The following is a 15,063-nucleotide window of genomic DNA, read 5'->3' as shown; positions in this document are numbered from 1 at the left end:
ATCCGGGACGTCGCTCTACGACACCAGTTCCTTGAAGACGCCGTCGCCTGCCAAAAGTGTCTCGTGTGTTCCGTCTTCCACCAATTCACCCGAGTCGAACACGATGACGCGATCGAACATCATCGCCATGGACGGATTCGTCACCACCCAGACAATTGCCGGCGAATGGTCGTCGCGTCTGGCTTCCTCGAGAACGTTCCGCAACACCTTATCTTGCATGCGTTGATCGAGCGCCGACAGCGGCCGGTTGAGAATGAGAAAATCGGGACGCTTGAGCAGCGCTCGGGCAACGTCGAGCTTCTGTCGCTGTCCACCGGTCAGCCGCCTGCCGCCGGCGCCGACGTTGAAATCCAGGCCGACATTGAGAAGCTCGCCATAAAGCCCCAGCTCGTCAAGAAGGTCATAGAGGATGGAGCGTATGCGGTCCGGCGCGTCGGGGTGATTGTTGCCCAGACGCCCGAACAGCACATTATCCATGACAGTAGCGGCGGCAATGTATTTGCCCGGATCGTACCGTTCGATCGCGTCATGCAGCTCGGTCGGCAGGTTTTCATAGAACCGGTTGCGGGCAGTGACGATCTTGCTCATCAGCTCATCGCTCAAAAGGCCGAAGCGGTGCCGGGGCTCGATATAGGCAAAGCTCAAGCTAACGATCATGGCGCGGTCGGTCTCCGAAACCGCCTCGTAGGGACGGTTCTTGAGCCGTTGCAGCAAGGTTTCGTAGGCCGGTATCTCCTCGGCGCTCATGAAGGCGAGCTGCTGGAAAAACTGGTGATCGGCTGGCAGGTCGGCAAACAGCTCGATCGCCTGTTCGGCGATCTCCATGCCCATTTCGTAGAGCGTGCGGTCGAGACCGGCTTCATTGAGCACAGAAGCAAAATAGGGGTTGGCAGCCAGCGCCCTATCCGCCAGTTCAGGGCCGGCCGCAGCGCCGAAGAGCAGGTTCTGGCCGATTGTCGCTTCCTTGTTGTAGGCGCCCGGTTCGAAAGGAACCACCAGTCCGCTCAGCCCTTCCTGTTCAAGCCGGGTTCGCAACGCCGCACGCAGTTCGACGATGCGCTTGGCAAGTTCCGTGTGACGCTTGAGGTCGGCCGAAGAGCGCAAGCCAAGGTCCAGAATGTCGCGCGACAGAACAACCGCGTCGAGCACCCGGCGCACGGCTTCAAAGAGGTCGTGCGGGCCGGTGGCGCCGGCGGAAGCATAGTTGATCCAGTCGCTGCGGATATCAAGATCCGGATTGCCCGACCGGCGCGCCTCTTCGATGTTCCAGCGGTGTTGGTCTGCCGCTGCACCGTCGTAAGTCACCGGTGTCAGCGGCGCATGTTTCAACCCGTAGAGCAAGTTATCGCGGAGGCTTGCCTGGAACAGGAAAACATCCGACGAGGCATACGACATGCGCCGTCCGGTCACCGCTTCGGGGAGTTCAAGCAGGTCGTGGGTGCCCGAAACGATCCTTCCGCTGTCGGGCCAGTTCAGCCGCGCAAAGGCCTCTGCAAGCGCTTCGGCTCCCCCTGTTGCAGTGCTGACCAGCGCCACCGTCTCACCCGGCTTGACCTGGAGGGAGACACGGTTGAGAAGGATCGCACCGCCATCGTCTGCTATGGACAGACCGATTGCCGACAGGGGGGCGGTCATCGGATCGGGATCGTCGATCGCCAACGCCCCGATTGTAGGCGAAATGAGACCCTCCACAGTGAACTGTTCAACCACCTGCTGATATTTGACCTGGACATCCTGCCGATCCTGGTCCCAGTCGATCAGTTCCTTCATCGGTCCGGGCAGGTCCTTGTAGGCGCCGATCACGGCCACGAGCTGGCCGACGTCCAGCCGACCCTCAATGGCTAGGTAACCGCCGATCATGTAGAACAGAAAGGGCGTGAGCTGCGCGAGAAAATTGTTGAGGAACTTTACCATGAATTTCCATTGGTAAAGATCGAAGCGGATCTTGAATATGAGCCCGAGCCGGGCAGCTATGTCGGCGCGCTCGTAGTTTGATGTATCGTGGACGTGAACCGCGCCGATACCGTCGACGATTTCGCCAACCCGGCCCGAAAGTGCGCGCGCCGTCAATTGCCGTTGGCGCCCGAGCACGAGCAGCCGCCGCCGCATTCGCGGGATGAGCACGATCTGGATCGTCACGATCACGACCGCTATCAGTCCGAGCCAGACGTTCTGGACCATGATGAAGAGCATGGCGGTCAGCGCCTGACCGCCGAGCAGTACCGGCTGCAGAAAGGCATCGCCGATAAAGCCGCCCAGCGGCTCCACCTCGTCCTTCACCATGGTCGCCACTTCGGCCGATTTCACCCGCTTGAAATATATCGGCGGAAACCGCAGCACACGATCGACCAGATCGAAACGGATACGCCGCAGCATGCGTTCGCCCAGACGGCCCTTGTAGGTGTTGATGTAGAGTTTAAATAGGCCGTTGATGACGACCAGCAGGAGGAACACAAGGCTCAGGGCAAACAGCGTCGCCTTGCGGCCGAGCTGAAAACCGGAGAAGAACAGGACCTCGCCAATGAACGGCAGGCTATAATGCAGCCTCATGAATGGCTGGGTCGCGCCCACTTGGTCGAAGCCTTTACCTTGGATCGGGCCGTTGACGATCAGCTTCGGCAGGTCGAAGGACATGAAATAAGGGACCATCGAAAGCACGACGATCATCAATATCCAAAGCTGCTGCTTTTTCGTGTGGGTCCAGATATAGCGGGCTAGGCTGGGTTCCATATGCGACCGTGGACCCTTTAGTTGGAAGGATGCGGGACGAAGAAGCGGCTACCGGCGCATGGCGTATCGGCAATTTCTGCGTCGCCAATGACAAGCTCGAAGATGCAGTGCACGAACGACGCCGATGGTCCCGACAGATGCAGCCGGCTCTCTCCGGCACCGGGCAATGGCGAAGCGGCTAACAGCATAATCAAATCCGCGGATCAAAACGGCCTTGCGGGGGGCAAGATTGCGTTGTGTCGCCCGAAATCCCACCATACAAGACGAATATGATGGATGTCACGCAACCACGCAATGCCGGCATGGACTGGCGCGAGCAAGCCTTGGACCTCACGCGCGGAATTGGGGCCTATGTCGACCGACCTCTCGTGGCAGGGCTGGCGCGCGTCATCGCCCAGCATCCGAACGCCGATATGGGCAACGCGTTCAACCACAAACAGGTCGCCTGCAAGATGTGGGCGCTCGATCGGCTGTTCGACAGCTGCGGCGGGCGCTTCGGGCGCATATGGGTTCTGGGTGGTTGGTATGGCGTGTTGTCGGCGATGCTTTTCAACGATGTCCGCTTCGACATTGCGGCGGTCGACAGCATTGACATCGATCCCGAAGTCGCGCCCGTCGCCCTGACGCTAAACCGGGACGCCGGCGACCGGTTCCGGGCCATGACGGCAGATATGTACGCACTCGACTATGCGGCCGGGCGTCCCGACCTGACCGTCAATACGAGCTGCGAACACATAGCCGATCTGCGCGCCTGGCTTGCGCTGCTTCCGCAGGGCACGAATGTTCTGCTGCAATCGAATGATTATTTCAGCGAGCCGACGCACGTCAACTGCGTGGCTTCGCTGGCAGCCTTCGAAGCAATGGCGGCACTGCGGGAGGTGCGCTTCTCCGGCGAGCTGCCGACCAAAAATTATACGCGCTTCATGCTGATCGGAACTGTCTAGCTTTTCGCCCAAAATTGCGTAGCGGTTTGGGGCATTAATACACGTCCTTGAAGCGCCTTGCACGAAGCTCACCAGAAGCGACACGCGTTAGAGCAAATTCCAGGAACATGTGAACGGCTCTCCGTTCGGACTTGCGGCAGAACAAGGAGGTAGAGCGGTTCAAAGGTTTACGCGAAACGAGGAACCGCGTTAGGATCCATCGTCTGTTGATCATGAGCTTTTCTTGAAGCCGGGGCCCTGTTTTAGGGACCATGTTCGATGCCGGTCGCGCAGGATTTGCGCCGAGTGACGGGCGCCGTCCAGATTGAGGCGATGCGCGGATGGTCTAGGTGCCACAAGCGCAGCTTCGATCGCTTTCGCCAAACCTTCAGGCGTTAGGTCCCTTTCCATAACAACCGTCGCAAGACCGAGTTCTTCAAGCAGCAGGGCGCGAACCGTTTGTTCTGTTTCACCGCCGGCTGCAAATGGGACGAGCAGGGAGCGACAACCCGCGCGCAGGACATCGCAGACCGTGTTGTAACCCGCCTGCGAGACGGACAGGCGGGCAGCTGTCAGCAGGCTCGCGAAATCCTCGCGGAACCGGAAGATGGACAGGCCCGGCGTGACGTCGTGTGCGATCGCGTCAAACTGGTCTTTCGGCAGGTTTGGGCCGGTGATCAAACACCATTTCCAACCGTTCTTGGCATTCCGCGCCGCTGCGATGGTGGAGCTTACAAGGCTGCTTCCGGCAGCTCCGCCGCCAACTGACACCAGAACGTCGAAGCGCTCGGAGGCCGGGGGCGAGGGCGGCGCGGCAACGAGCCCCGTGTAGGTGACCTCGGCCTTGATCGCCCCGGCCAGTGGAAATGTCTTGTCGACGGTTGCAAAAGCCGGGTCGCCGTGGACCATAACAAGGTCGAAGTGCGTATTGACGAGATCAACCGTTTCCTCATTTCGGCCCGGCTTCACGCGCTCCTGAAGGATGTCACGGATGGACGTCGCCAGCAGCGGTTTGGGCGACGTCGCGTTGATCGCCTCGATCAGCGGCAAGAGTTCGAATCGCATCTGCCGGCGTCCAAATGGAAACGCCTCGACAATCACGACATCAGGCCTGCAATCCCGGAATGCTTGGTGCAGCATCTCTGAACGGCGTTTCTTGAAATCATCGTCGACGGGTATGCCCTGCAGATCGACAAGTCCGGAAAATGTTTCATCACCGGAGGTGACAGGTGGCAGGGTTACAGATTTTACCCCCGGTCCCGGAAACCCTGCGACCGGCGCTCCGCCGGTCACGATCGTTACGTCAAACCCGTCATCGACCAGAGCCGCCGCGACGCGGCTGGTGCGAGCGAGATGTCCGATACCGAGCAGGTGCTGGACATAGAGGAAGGCACGGAGCTGCTTCAATCGATGGCCCGCCACTCGCGCTCGAACAATTCCTTGAGTTGTCCAATGCTCGCCGTATGATCGAAATTGCCGCGCACGTGCCGCTCTGCGGCGTCGCCCAGGCGGGCGCGCAGGACGGGATCCCGGATCAGGCGCTCCAGCGCCTGTGCCAGGGCGATTGGGCTGTTTGTCGGTACCAGCAGCCCGGTTTCATCGGGCGATATAAGCTCCGGCACACCAGAAACATCGGTGGACACGCATGCGAGCCGCTGGCTAGCTGCCTCGACAAGAACATTTGGCAAGCCGTCCCGGTCCCCATTCGCGGTGATCCTGCAGGCCAGGGCGAAGATGTCGGCGCAGCGGTAGTGCTCAAGCACCTGCTCCTGCGCAAGCGCCCCTTTCCAGGCGACGCGATCATCCAGGCCGAGTTTTTGCGCCAGCGCCTTGAGCCGTTCCAGTTCTTCGCCGTCGCCGATATGCTCGAAACGCCAGGCCAAATCGCCAGGCAAGAGGGCAAGGGCCTCCAGCAAGGTATCGTAACCTTTCTTTTCGACGGCCCGTCCGACACTCAGAACGACAACCGCTCCGCCGCGCTCCGAGCCGTCATACTGTTGTCGCGCGTCGCCAAAACTTCCGAAGCGATCAAGGTCGAGCCCATGATAGCTCAGATGCACAGACGAGTTGCCTTTGGCGAGTTTTTTCAGACGATCGAAGCCGGTTTTCGTGCAGGTGACTGTCCAGCGGGCCGAGGAAAGTTTGCCAGCCAAATCCCAGTCCGCCGAAGTCCAGATGTCCTTGGCATGGGCTGAGCAGCTCCAGGGCAGGCTACGAAGCTGGCTGGCGTAGCGCGTCACCGATGCCGGCGTGTGCACGAAATGCGCATGCAACCATCCCGCTTCTTCCGGCCATTCGGCCGCCAGCACGAGCGCTTGCCCGAAGCGGCGTGCGCGATTGCGCGTAAAGTCGCGGGAGATATCGGCTACCAGCGAACCGAGCGCGCGCCAGAAGCTCGGCCGCGGCAAATAGGCACAAAGCGAGCGAAGCACGCGTAGCGGCTCATCATGCAGATATTCCGGAAGGTAGTGGACCGGCGCTTTGATCTCGTCATGGACGGGGTGCCGTTTTGCGTCGGTGGGCCGCCTGAGTGCGACGAGTATCAAATCGAACCCCGCGCGTTCCAGACCGAGCAGTTCCTGTGCGATAAAAGTTTCCGACAGCCGCGGATAGCCCTTCAGGACCACGACGATCTTGCGACGTTGCAAGTCAGTTGGTTCCTTCAACGACCGAAAGGTGATGGCCGGCCCGCCGGTCGAGCAATTCCGCGACAATCTCGGAAATGTGAGGCAGCCCTTCTAGCGTCAGATGCGGATTACTCTGTGAGGGGCGGGGCCGATCCGGCAGCGCCACGAGTGCATCGGCGAATCGCTGGGAGTCCTTGGCTTCGTGCGGCAAAAGCAGCTCGATGAGGCCGAGTTCGGCTGCGCGCCGAGCGCGAATTAGTTGTTCCTGACGTGGCTCGATGCGCGGCACGATCAACGCCGGCTTGTCGAAAGACAATATCTCGCAATAGGTGTTGTAACCACCCATGGCCACCACCGCCTTAGCGCCGGCAATCAGGTCTTCCATGCGGTTGTCGAACTCGATCATCTTGATGTAGGGGATCTTGGCCCCCTTTTTGAGCAGCTTGTTGCGCTTGCGGGCCGGCATGTAAGGCCCAAGCACGATCAGCGCCCTGTGCTGCAGTTGCGGATCCTGCTGATAGACATCGATGACGTCGTGAATCAATTCGGCACCGTCGCCGCCGCCGCCGGTGGTGACCAGGATATAATCGCCCTCGGGCCGGTGGCCGGGCAACTCGTTCCGCTGCAAGCTTCGTTGCAGGAAACCGACGAAACTCATCTTTGCCCTGACAGCCGGCGGCACATCCAGGCCGGTCAGCGGATCGTAGAAATCCGGCGGCCCGTAGACCCAGACCTTGTCGTAGAACAGGCCAATCTTGCGCATCACATCTCTGCGCGCCCACTCTGCCTCGAGCAGGTGCGGCGCATCCATCACCTCGCGCAGGCCAAGCACCAGCGTGGTGCCACGCGTCTTGAGGTAGGACAGAGTATCCTCAATCTCACCGCGCAGGCCGAGCGGTTCCTTGTCGACAATGAAGATATCCGGCCGGAAGGTCTCAGCGGTGTGGCGGATGATCGACTGGCGCATCCTCAGCGTCTCATGCAGATCAATATCCTTTTCCAGCGAGGTGTATTCGCCGTTGCGCAACTTGATGACGCTGGGGATCTTCACGAAGTCGACACGGGCTCTGTAGTCGAAGGCGCCAGCGATAGTCGCACCCGAAATGATAAGCACCTGAAGTCCGCGGAAATCCTCCACCAGCGAATGCGCGATGGTCCGGCAGCGCTGCAAGTGGCCAAGCCCGAACGTGTCGTGGCTGTACATGAGAATTCGAGCGTTTTCTGTGTGCTGGGTCATTGTTGAAAGTCTCTTAGAATTCTCGACTTGAGGGACCGTGAGCGACGCGCCGCTTCGAAACCATCGTGGCTGTGAAAAATGAGGTCGCCATTCTCAAATGTATCGCTTCTGTGGAACGCCTGTCAGACAGGCCTCCCGATTGTCTGACTTCGAAACTTGCCGGGTAGGGAATGTCGCCTTGCGGGAGCGGGCCGAGACTCCCTGTTGAAGTTTGAGGAGGGATCGAAGGGGGCGTGGTATCCAAAAGATCGGCAGAAATCATCCCTCTTGATTCCAATAAGTTTCGGTGTCTCCAAACTCGATTGGATCGGAACGGTGAAGGCGAATTCCGCAATCCTGCCCGTATAGCCGATTGATTGGTCGCCAGGCGTCGCACGGCCCAAATCTGTTGTGGAACTCACTTCGTGCGCCATTGCCCTTGGTCTGGGGGGACCAAAGGTGCTGCCCATCAACCTCTTGAGGGGCGGTCTGATTGTGATTCACCGACCAGAACTGAGTCATCTGCCGCCCAAGCTAGCCGGAATTTCAGTAAGAATCGAGTGGATGCCATCGCTGGCAACACACCGCCCGCAGGTGGGGTGTGCAAGACCTGTGCTTGTCGATCGCCAAGGCCTCCATTTATCTCGCAATGTTCCACCAAGACCAACCCAATTGACCATGCCGCCGAGATGGCTCGCGACCATTTGGTGGCCGTTCATTGGCCACAATGTCCGTTTTTCCCAGATGCGCCAATGCCATCGGAGCGCCTCACCAAGCTTGACCCCAAATCCCCGGCGTCTACAAGTGCAACGAATGGCCTGCCATTCCCTATCAGGGTCGGAACGGTGTTTGAGCGAGATCGGCCCGCACAAATGGATGCTGGGTTGGCACCTCAATGCCTCGTCCAAGAAAGCCGTGTCCGCGCCCCAGCTACTCGGCGTCATCTATACACGGCATTCGCGACCCGATGTCGGACAAGGTTAAGCCGTGGCCCGCTTGACGGCGAAGGCAAGATCGTAGAACGAAACCCACATCGGGGCGCGGGGACCGCGATTACCTTTCGCCACAGCTCAACGGCCAGCCCGCTTGAAGCGCAAGATGAAGCCGAAGGGCGCTGTTGTCGGTCTGGTCGAGCGTGGTAGCAAAGCCCGCGTGTTCGCGTCCAGCACGCCACCAAGGCCGTTGTGCGCGGTATCCTGCTGCGCAATGCCAACCGCAATCGACGCTCTACACCGACCAATCGCTGCACAGCATGACCGGCAAGAGGGGTTGCTAACCCTGTTTTGTTTGGGGTTCCAATACAAACGGCGGTGATTTTCCCCAATCACCGCCGTTGATGCACCCAAGCCACAGGGAAGGACGGGCTAGGCACATGAGAATGCGCAAATTAGACCTACCGGCGAGTCCGTCAAGACGTCCGTGGCGTTACGCATGAAAATACCCAATGGGCGGAACATTCGAAGTCAAATTTCACTGACCCGATAACGACGACCCAGACCGCCGCGGACGGGCCCCAAACGGTCGCTGCCCCGCCCTCTCCAGCATGCACATCCGGCTCAGACTTTTGCCCTTGGTGTTAGGGGCGCGCTAGGATAGCATATCTGCGGATTGGGGTATGCGATGCCAGAAGTCTCGATACGCCGAGCGGACTTCATGATGGTCCTCGCTTATGCATCGGACCTCGCGACAGGCCATTTCCGCGACTTCGCCCTGAAATCCTGCGTGCTTGCGATGCGGATCGCCGAGCTTGCCGGCCTTTCGGAGCAGATCCGGCGCAATGCGTATCACCAGTCGATGCTGCGCTATGTCGGCTGCAATGCCGACACGGACCTTCTGTCGGCCACCTTCGGCGATGAAATTGCGTTGCGCCAGGATCTCGTCGGTCTCGACATGGGCAACCGCGCGGAACTAGGCAGGGTCTTCGTACAGGCCTTCAAGCGGCTTTACTATGATCTCGACCCAGATGCGCAGGCCAAGGCGATCGAGGCCGCGATGTCGCAGGCTCTCGCCGTGGCCCGCCCGGTACTCACCGCCCATTGCGAGGTTGCGCAACGGATCGGCGTGCGCCTCGGCCTGTCCGACGAGATCCGGCGCAATCTTGGACAAATCTACGAACGCTGGGATGGAAAGGGCCTACCGCGTGGGCTGAGCGGCGAAGACGTCTTGCCCGCCGTGCGCCTGATTACTTTGGCGCAGGATGCTATTGCGCTCAGCGACGCGGCCGGCATCGACGCGATGGCCGAGACCATCGCCAGTCGTGGCGATGGTGCCTACGAGGCGGAGCTGGCCCGGCTCGTCGCCGCCAACGCCGCCGTGCTGATGGAGGGCATCGGCGCGACGGTCGACCGCGAGACGATCCTGGCGCTGGAGCCCGATCCGCCGGTGACGCTGGACGAGGCGGCTTGCGACGAGGCTTTCCTTGTCGTCGCCGACATGATCGACATGCGCATGCCGTTCACACAAGGTCATTCGCGGATGGTGGCGGAACTGGCCGAGGGTGGAGCACGACGCCTCGGGCTGCCCGAGCCCGATGTCCGCGCACTGCGCTGGTCTGGCTGCATCCATGACATTGGCGAACTGGTGGTGCCGGTGGCAACCTGGATGCGGAACGGGCCGCTATCCGTCCGCGAGCGGGACGCCGCACAGTTGCACGCCTATTACGGCGAGCGGGCGCTGGCCTCGTTCGGTCCCCAGGGCGATGCTATTGCTGGGCTCGTGCTTCGCCATCACGAGCGCCTGGACGGCTCGGGCTATCACCGCAAAGTTGGCGGCTCCGACCTCTCTCCGGCGGCGAGGACCCTGGCCGCCGCCGAAGCGTACCAAACTTCGCGGGAGGAGCGCCCACACCGCAAGGCGTTGTCCAGCGAGGCGGCGGCGGCGCAGCTGCGCATCGCTGTTCGAGAGGGCTGTATCTGCCCCGACGCCGCCGAGGCTGTACTGTCCTTCGCCGGACAGCCGTCGCGACGCCCGGCCCCGCGCTCGCTGGCCGGCATGACGCCGCGCGAGATCGAGGTGCTGCGTCTGATCGCCGCCGGCCTGACCGCGAAGGAGGCCGCGCGCAAGCTGCTTATCTCACCCAAGACCGCGGATCACCATATCCAGAGCGTCTATTCCAAGATCGGCGTGGCTACCCGTGCGGCCGCGGCGCTCTACGCGGTCGAGCACGGGCTGGTCAGGCCAGGCGAAACGCAGCCATAGGGAATACACCCCATGTGCGCCCCCTGCGGCGCGCGCATCCTAATCCTGTCGACGGACCAATGGTGGCCGCGACCGACAGGAGGAAATTCAATGCTTCTTGCAACGACGAAGGTGGCGGACGTCGACCGCTTCATCCACATCTTTTCCACCAAGGGCGCCGACAAGCGCCGACTGCACGGCTCGAACGGCGCAACCGTGTTCCGCGACCCAAGCGAGGCCGACCGCATCTGGGCCATCTTCGACTGGGACGCCGAGGGTTGGAAGAATTTCGTGTCGGATCCGGAGGTTCCCGCGATCCTGCAGGAAGCCGGCCATGTCGGCAAGCCGCAGGCGGCACTGCTGCTGGGCCACTACGAGGCCTGATCTTCGCGCTACGCGCCGTCGGCCATGCACGGCGGCGCCCGACGAAGACCCGGAGATGAACCCTACAATATCGGAGAGATTAGATGAACCAGAATCCTATTAAGATCGGCCTCATCGCCGAACTCACCGGCCCCTTGTCCTTCATGGGCATCGCCAATGCCAATCTCACCACCATGCTTGTCGACGACATCAACGCAAAAGGCGGCCTCCTCGGCCGGCCGGTGAAGCTCATCATAGAGGATGGCGAGACCACCGACAGCGCGGCCAAGGCAAGCGCCGCCAAACTTGTGGATGTCGACAGGGTCGACTTGGTCGTTGGCGGCATCTACAGCTCGACCCGCCTCGCCATCAAGAGCGAGGCGGTCACCCGCGGCAAAACGCTCTACATCTACACCGAGCAGTATGAGGGACAGGAAAACGATCCCTTGATCTTCTGCACGGGCCCGGTGCCGGCGCAGCAGGTGGAACCGCTGATTCCATGGCTGATGAAGAGCACCGGGGCAATGAGGTTCTATTTGCCGTCGGCCGACTATATCTGGCCCCACATTCTAAATAAGGCGGCAAGCCGGGTCGTGCGCGCCAATGGCGGCGAGATCGTCGGCGAGGAGTACTTCCCGCTCGATACCGTCGATTTCCAACGGACGGTGCAGCAGATCATGGTCAGCGGCGCCGATGTCGTGTTCAACACCATTGTTCCGCCGGGGCTGACGCCGTTCCTAGATGAGTTGCATAAAGCTGGGTTCGGCAAACGCGGCGGCAGGATCGTCTGTACCTATTTTGACGAGAACTTTCTCAACCTCGTCCCGTCCGAGCAGATCGAAGGCCTCTACAGCTGCCTCGACTACTATCAGGAACTCGACGATCCATATGGCCGCGCGCTTTTGAACCGCTACACAGCGCGCTTCGCCGGGAGCGCCATGTTGACAGCAGGCAGCGGCTGCACCGGCCATTACCGGGCGATCAAGATGTGGGAAGCAGCAGTGACCGAAGCCGGTACCCTCCAGCAGGGCGCCGTCATCGCGGCGCTCAATCACGCTCGGATCAGCGAGGGACCGGGTGGACCGGCCGAAATGGTTCCCGGTCAGCACCATGTTCGCATGAACATGTACATTGCGCAGGCGGAGCGCGGTCGATTCCGGGTTGTCAGGAAGCTGGGTCCGATCGATCCGAACGAGCGCGTTCTGACGGAAGAATTGCAACCGAGCAACTGAGGTGAACTGCGCAGACCTCGATTACTGTTCTTCCAATCGGCGAGGGCGGCTCGATGATGCTGCCCTCGTCCTCCTTTTGTCGGCTCCCGGAACAGGCGGCTTACCCAGTGTGGTGAGGGAGATATCGCTTGCTCGCCGAGCGCCTCATTGGCTGTTACTACATGATGGCGCATGGAGGCGAAATCGGGCAGGAATGTGCTGATGTCAGTTCCCAGCCGTAACCTTGTCCGATTAACGTCCGCCTCCCTGCTCATAGGGTTTGCTGCGCTCATGGCCATCGTGGTCATTTCTGGCTTGGCCAGAGAGCGCAATCCTACTTCGATGATGCGATCGCGGCGCGCGACACCCGGGTCGCGGCGGTTGAATTGAGAAATGCAATGCAGACGGCTGAGGCGTCCGAACGCGGTTTCGTGATCACCGGCAACGAAATCTATTTGGGACCATATCAAACAGCCAAAGCCCAAGCGCAGCGCCACCTCGAAGCGCTGCAGACGTTGCTGACTTCCTATCCCGACTCCCAATCGACGCTGCACCGGCTCACCGCAATCGTTGCCGCCAAGTTCGGAGAGTTCGATCAGACGATAGCACTCAAGCGCGACCAGCGTGATGCAGAGATCTCAGCGTTGTTCCGAACGAACAGAGGTAAGGCTCTGACGGACGAAGCCAATGTGTACTTCTCGGGTGTTATCGGGCGGGCGGATGACCGACTTACATCCGGTGTCGCCGAGCAGCGTGCCAACAGCGGATGGCTGCGGCTTGTTTCTGCAGTCGGCGGGCTTGTCATCGTCGTCGTCGTTGCCGGGGCTGCCTATGCAGCCGCTCGTTACACCAGAGAACTTCGCAAGACACGCGACGAGGTCAATGCACTCAACAGCGACTTGGAACTACGTGTCAGCACCCGAACTGAAGATCTGGCAAGGGCCCGCGACCGGGCCGAGGTGCTTCTATCGGAAGTCAATCACAGGGTCGCGAACAGTCTGGCACTGCTCTCATCGCTTGTAACTCTCCAGTCAAAAGCAGTCGGGGATAATGCGTCAAAAGATGCACTGGCCGAAACCCAGGACCGCATCTTCGCGATCTCGCTGGTGCACAGGAGGCTCTACAGTTCTTCCGATGTCCGCTCGGTTGCCCTCGACGAATACCTTGCTGGGCTGCTCGATCACCTGCGAACGTCGCTTCGAAGCCAGGGACATGGCGTAAGGCTCTCCTACGAGGTAGATCCGATCAAACTCGAGACAGATGCCTGCATCAACCTTGGGGTGGTGGTCACTGAACTCGTTACAAACGCGTTCAAGTATGCCTACCCCGATGGGGCGGGAGACATTCAGGTACGGCTCACAGCACTGCCGGGCGAACAAGCGGAGCTGCTGGTCGAGGACGCCGGCATCGGGAGGGCCGAGGGCCTGCCCGCCAAAGGTACAGGGGTGGGCAGCAGGATCATCAATGCCATGGGTGTCAGCCTTGGCGGCAAGATAGAGTATCGCAATCTCCAACCGGGGACCGCGGCTCATTTGGTGTTTTCGACAAAACCACGGCGTGCTACCGCGGTTTTGTAGACAGCTGAGCCACTCAGTAGAAAGTTACCGTCAAGCGAATGCGCGTTGACGAGAGGAGAAACGGTGTTTGGTCTAAAGAGGAGGACTGCCCGGCTGCTCGGCCAAGCGATAGCTCTGCTGCTCATTTCCTCTATGGCCGGGCTTGCTTCGGCGCGCGCCCAGGAAGGTGCCCCAGGCATCACTAGGCGGGCGGTGTTTCCCGTCTTCGACCCAAATGCACCCTCATGCAGTGCCCCGGTCGGCCTGAGCAAGGTTTTGGCCTATGTACAGGAAAACGACCGGGACTTTTTGCAGGGGGTTGATCACGGCCTATCCCTGGCGGCAGTAAATCGCGGCTTGGGGTATCGAAGAGTTCTGGCTGAAAATGACGTCGGCAAGGCCATAGACCAGGTTCACTCTCTCGTCGCGGCGAGGGTTGGCGCCATCGTGGGCACGTCTTCGGATCCGGTGGCTTTCGGCCCCTCGCTTCAGCAGGCGATCTGGTCGGGAGCGTTTGTCGGCACGATCGTGCCTCCACCCGCGACGTTGCTGCTCAATGCTCCGCAATATCGTACAGGCAAGGTGCTAGCTGACGCAGCGATCGAGCACATCAAGGCCAAGCTCGGCGGGAAGGCCAAGGTCGTTCTGCTGACCCAGGACACCATGGAGTTCCTGGCCCCTCGGTTCACGGCAATGCGAGATGGCCTGAATGCCATTCCCGGCGTGACAATCGTAGCCGACATCGCACCGAAGCCGGTCAACAAGGAAGGAGGGTTCGCCACGATGCAAACGATCCTTGTCGCCAACCCCGATGTCGACGTGGTGCTTGGCGGCGATGCCGTCGTGCTGGGCGCGCTGGAAGCATTGCGCGCTGCCGGCAAAGACAGGCCGGATCAATTTCTCGGCGGAATTGATGGCGAGCCAGAGGCGGTTTCTGAAATCAGAAAAGCGGACAGCCCCTACAAGGCGAGCATCGCCTTGTCATCACCGGTTTTCGGGTATGCCATGGGGCAGTTTGCGGCCGATTGGCTCGACGGCAAAAGCATCCCGCAGGCTATGGATATCCTTCCCATTGCACTGACACGCGCCAACCTTGAGTGGTACAATGCCGACTTGCTGGATCCAGCCTCGGTTTACGCCGATCCAGCACGCCGTGATCACTACCTGAAGATGTATGGAAATATCTGTTACGACAGCCGCAACGAGTATGTGAATTTTCCTTGGTCGTCAGAGCTGAAGTGATCTCTTGGCTTGAGGGTC

Annotated in this window: 10 protein-coding genes; 6 read left to right on the top strand and 4 right to left on the bottom strand. The window is 60.4% G+C overall.

Annotated elements, in window-relative coordinates:
• Positions 1 to 15: 15 nt before the first annotated feature.
• A complete protein-coding gene (locus FJ954_RS11395; RefSeq protein ID WP_140661342.1) occupies positions 16 to 2,730 on the bottom strand; it encodes an ABC transporter ATP-binding protein in 2,715 nt (904 codons plus the stop codon).
• Between the two features lie 272 nt (positions 2,731 to 3,002).
• On the opposite strand from FJ954_RS11395, the gene FJ954_RS11390 reads away from it, so the two are divergent.
• Entirely contained in the window at positions 3,003 to 3,674 is a 672-nt protein-coding gene (locus tag FJ954_RS11390) for a class I SAM-dependent methyltransferase (RefSeq protein ID WP_140619282.1), read from the top strand.
• A gap of 210 nt (positions 3,675 to 3,884) precedes the next feature.
• Here the strand turns inward: FJ954_RS11390 and FJ954_RS11385 are convergent, their stop codons facing one another.
• From FJ954_RS11385 to FJ954_RS11375, 3 genes are read right to left on the bottom strand one after another with little or no spacing between them, the layout of a single operon-like run.
• Positions 3,885 to 5,060 (bottom strand): glycosyltransferase family protein, encoded by a 1,176-nt coding sequence (locus tag FJ954_RS11385; protein ID WP_140661341.1) that lies wholly within the window; start codon positions 5,058 to 5,060, stop codon positions 3,885 to 3,887.
• Complete coding sequence (locus tag FJ954_RS11380) at positions 5,057 to 6,301, bottom strand: glycosyltransferase family 4 protein (RefSeq protein ID WP_140619062.1); 1,245 nt, start codon at positions 6,299 to 6,301, stop codon at positions 5,057 to 5,059. Before FJ954_RS11380 ends, FJ954_RS11385 begins: the two co-directional genes overlap by 4 nt.
• A gap of 1 nt (position 6,302) precedes the next feature.
• The gene (locus tag FJ954_RS11375) at positions 6,303 to 7,517 is read right to left on the bottom strand and encodes a glycosyltransferase family protein (protein ID WP_140619064.1); all 1,215 of its coding nucleotides are present in this window, start codon (positions 7,515 to 7,517) and stop codon (positions 6,303 to 6,305) included.
• Between the two features lie 1,632 nt (positions 7,518 to 9,149).
• Here FJ954_RS11375 and FJ954_RS11370 point away from each other — a divergent pair.
• From FJ954_RS11370 to FJ954_RS11350, 5 genes are all read left to right on the top strand, one after another.
• The gene (locus tag FJ954_RS11370; protein WP_246681053.1) at positions 9,150 to 10,694 is read left to right on the top strand and encodes an HD domain-containing phosphohydrolase; all 1,545 of its coding nucleotides are present in this window, start codon (positions 9,150 to 9,152) and stop codon (positions 10,692 to 10,694) included.
• A 90-nt stretch (positions 10,695 to 10,784) separates the two neighbouring features.
• Positions 10,785 to 11,057, top strand: a complete 273-nt coding sequence (locus FJ954_RS11365) for a hypothetical protein (RefSeq protein ID WP_140619068.1) — start codon at positions 10,785 to 10,787, stop codon at positions 11,055 to 11,057.
• An 83-nt stretch (positions 11,058 to 11,140) separates the two neighbouring features.
• Entirely contained in the window at positions 11,141 to 12,268 is a 1,128-nt protein-coding gene (locus FJ954_RS11360) for a substrate-binding protein (protein ID WP_140619071.1), read from the top strand.
• A gap of 230 nt (positions 12,269 to 12,498) precedes the next feature.
• Entirely contained in the window at positions 12,499 to 13,824 is a 1,326-nt protein-coding gene (locus tag FJ954_RS11355; RefSeq protein ID WP_348641134.1) for a CHASE3 domain-containing protein, read from the top strand.
• Between the two features lie 63 nt (positions 13,825 to 13,887).
• Positions 13,888 to 15,045 (top strand): sugar ABC transporter substrate-binding protein, encoded by a 1,158-nt coding sequence (locus FJ954_RS11350; RefSeq protein WP_246673918.1) that lies wholly within the window; start codon positions 13,888 to 13,890, stop codon positions 15,043 to 15,045.
• Positions 15,046 to 15,063 lie beyond the last annotated feature (18 nt).

It is taken from the genome of Mesorhizobium sp. B2-3-15 (genome assembly GCF_006442875.1).
In the GTDB taxonomy this organism is placed as follows: domain Bacteria; phylum Pseudomonadota; class Alphaproteobacteria; order Rhizobiales; family Rhizobiaceae; genus Mesorhizobium; species Mesorhizobium australicum.
This window is presented reverse-complemented; position numbering and strand designations above follow the sequence as displayed.

Excerpts from the sequence above, each read along its gene's own strand:
- FJ954_RS11395 (WP_140661342.1), bottom strand. The coding sequence starts at position 2,730 with ATGGAACCCAGCCTAGCCCGCTATATCTGGACCCACACGAAAAAGCAG.
- FJ954_RS11390 (WP_140619282.1), top strand. The coding sequence starts at position 3,003 with ATGGATGTCACGCAACCACGCAATGCCGGCATGGACTGGCGCGAGCAA.
- FJ954_RS11375 (WP_140619064.1), bottom strand. The coding sequence starts at position 7,517 with ATGACCCAGCACACAGAAAACGCTCGAATTCTCATGTACAGCCACGAC.
- FJ954_RS11370 (WP_246681053.1), top strand. The coding sequence starts at position 9,150 with ATGATGGTCCTCGCTTATGCATCGGACCTCGCGACAGGCCATTTCCGC.
- FJ954_RS11365 (WP_140619068.1), top strand. The coding sequence starts at position 10,785 with ATGCTTCTTGCAACGACGAAGGTGGCGGACGTCGACCGCTTCATCCAC.
- FJ954_RS11360 (WP_140619071.1), top strand. The coding sequence starts at position 11,141 with ATGAACCAGAATCCTATTAAGATCGGCCTCATCGCCGAACTCACCGGC.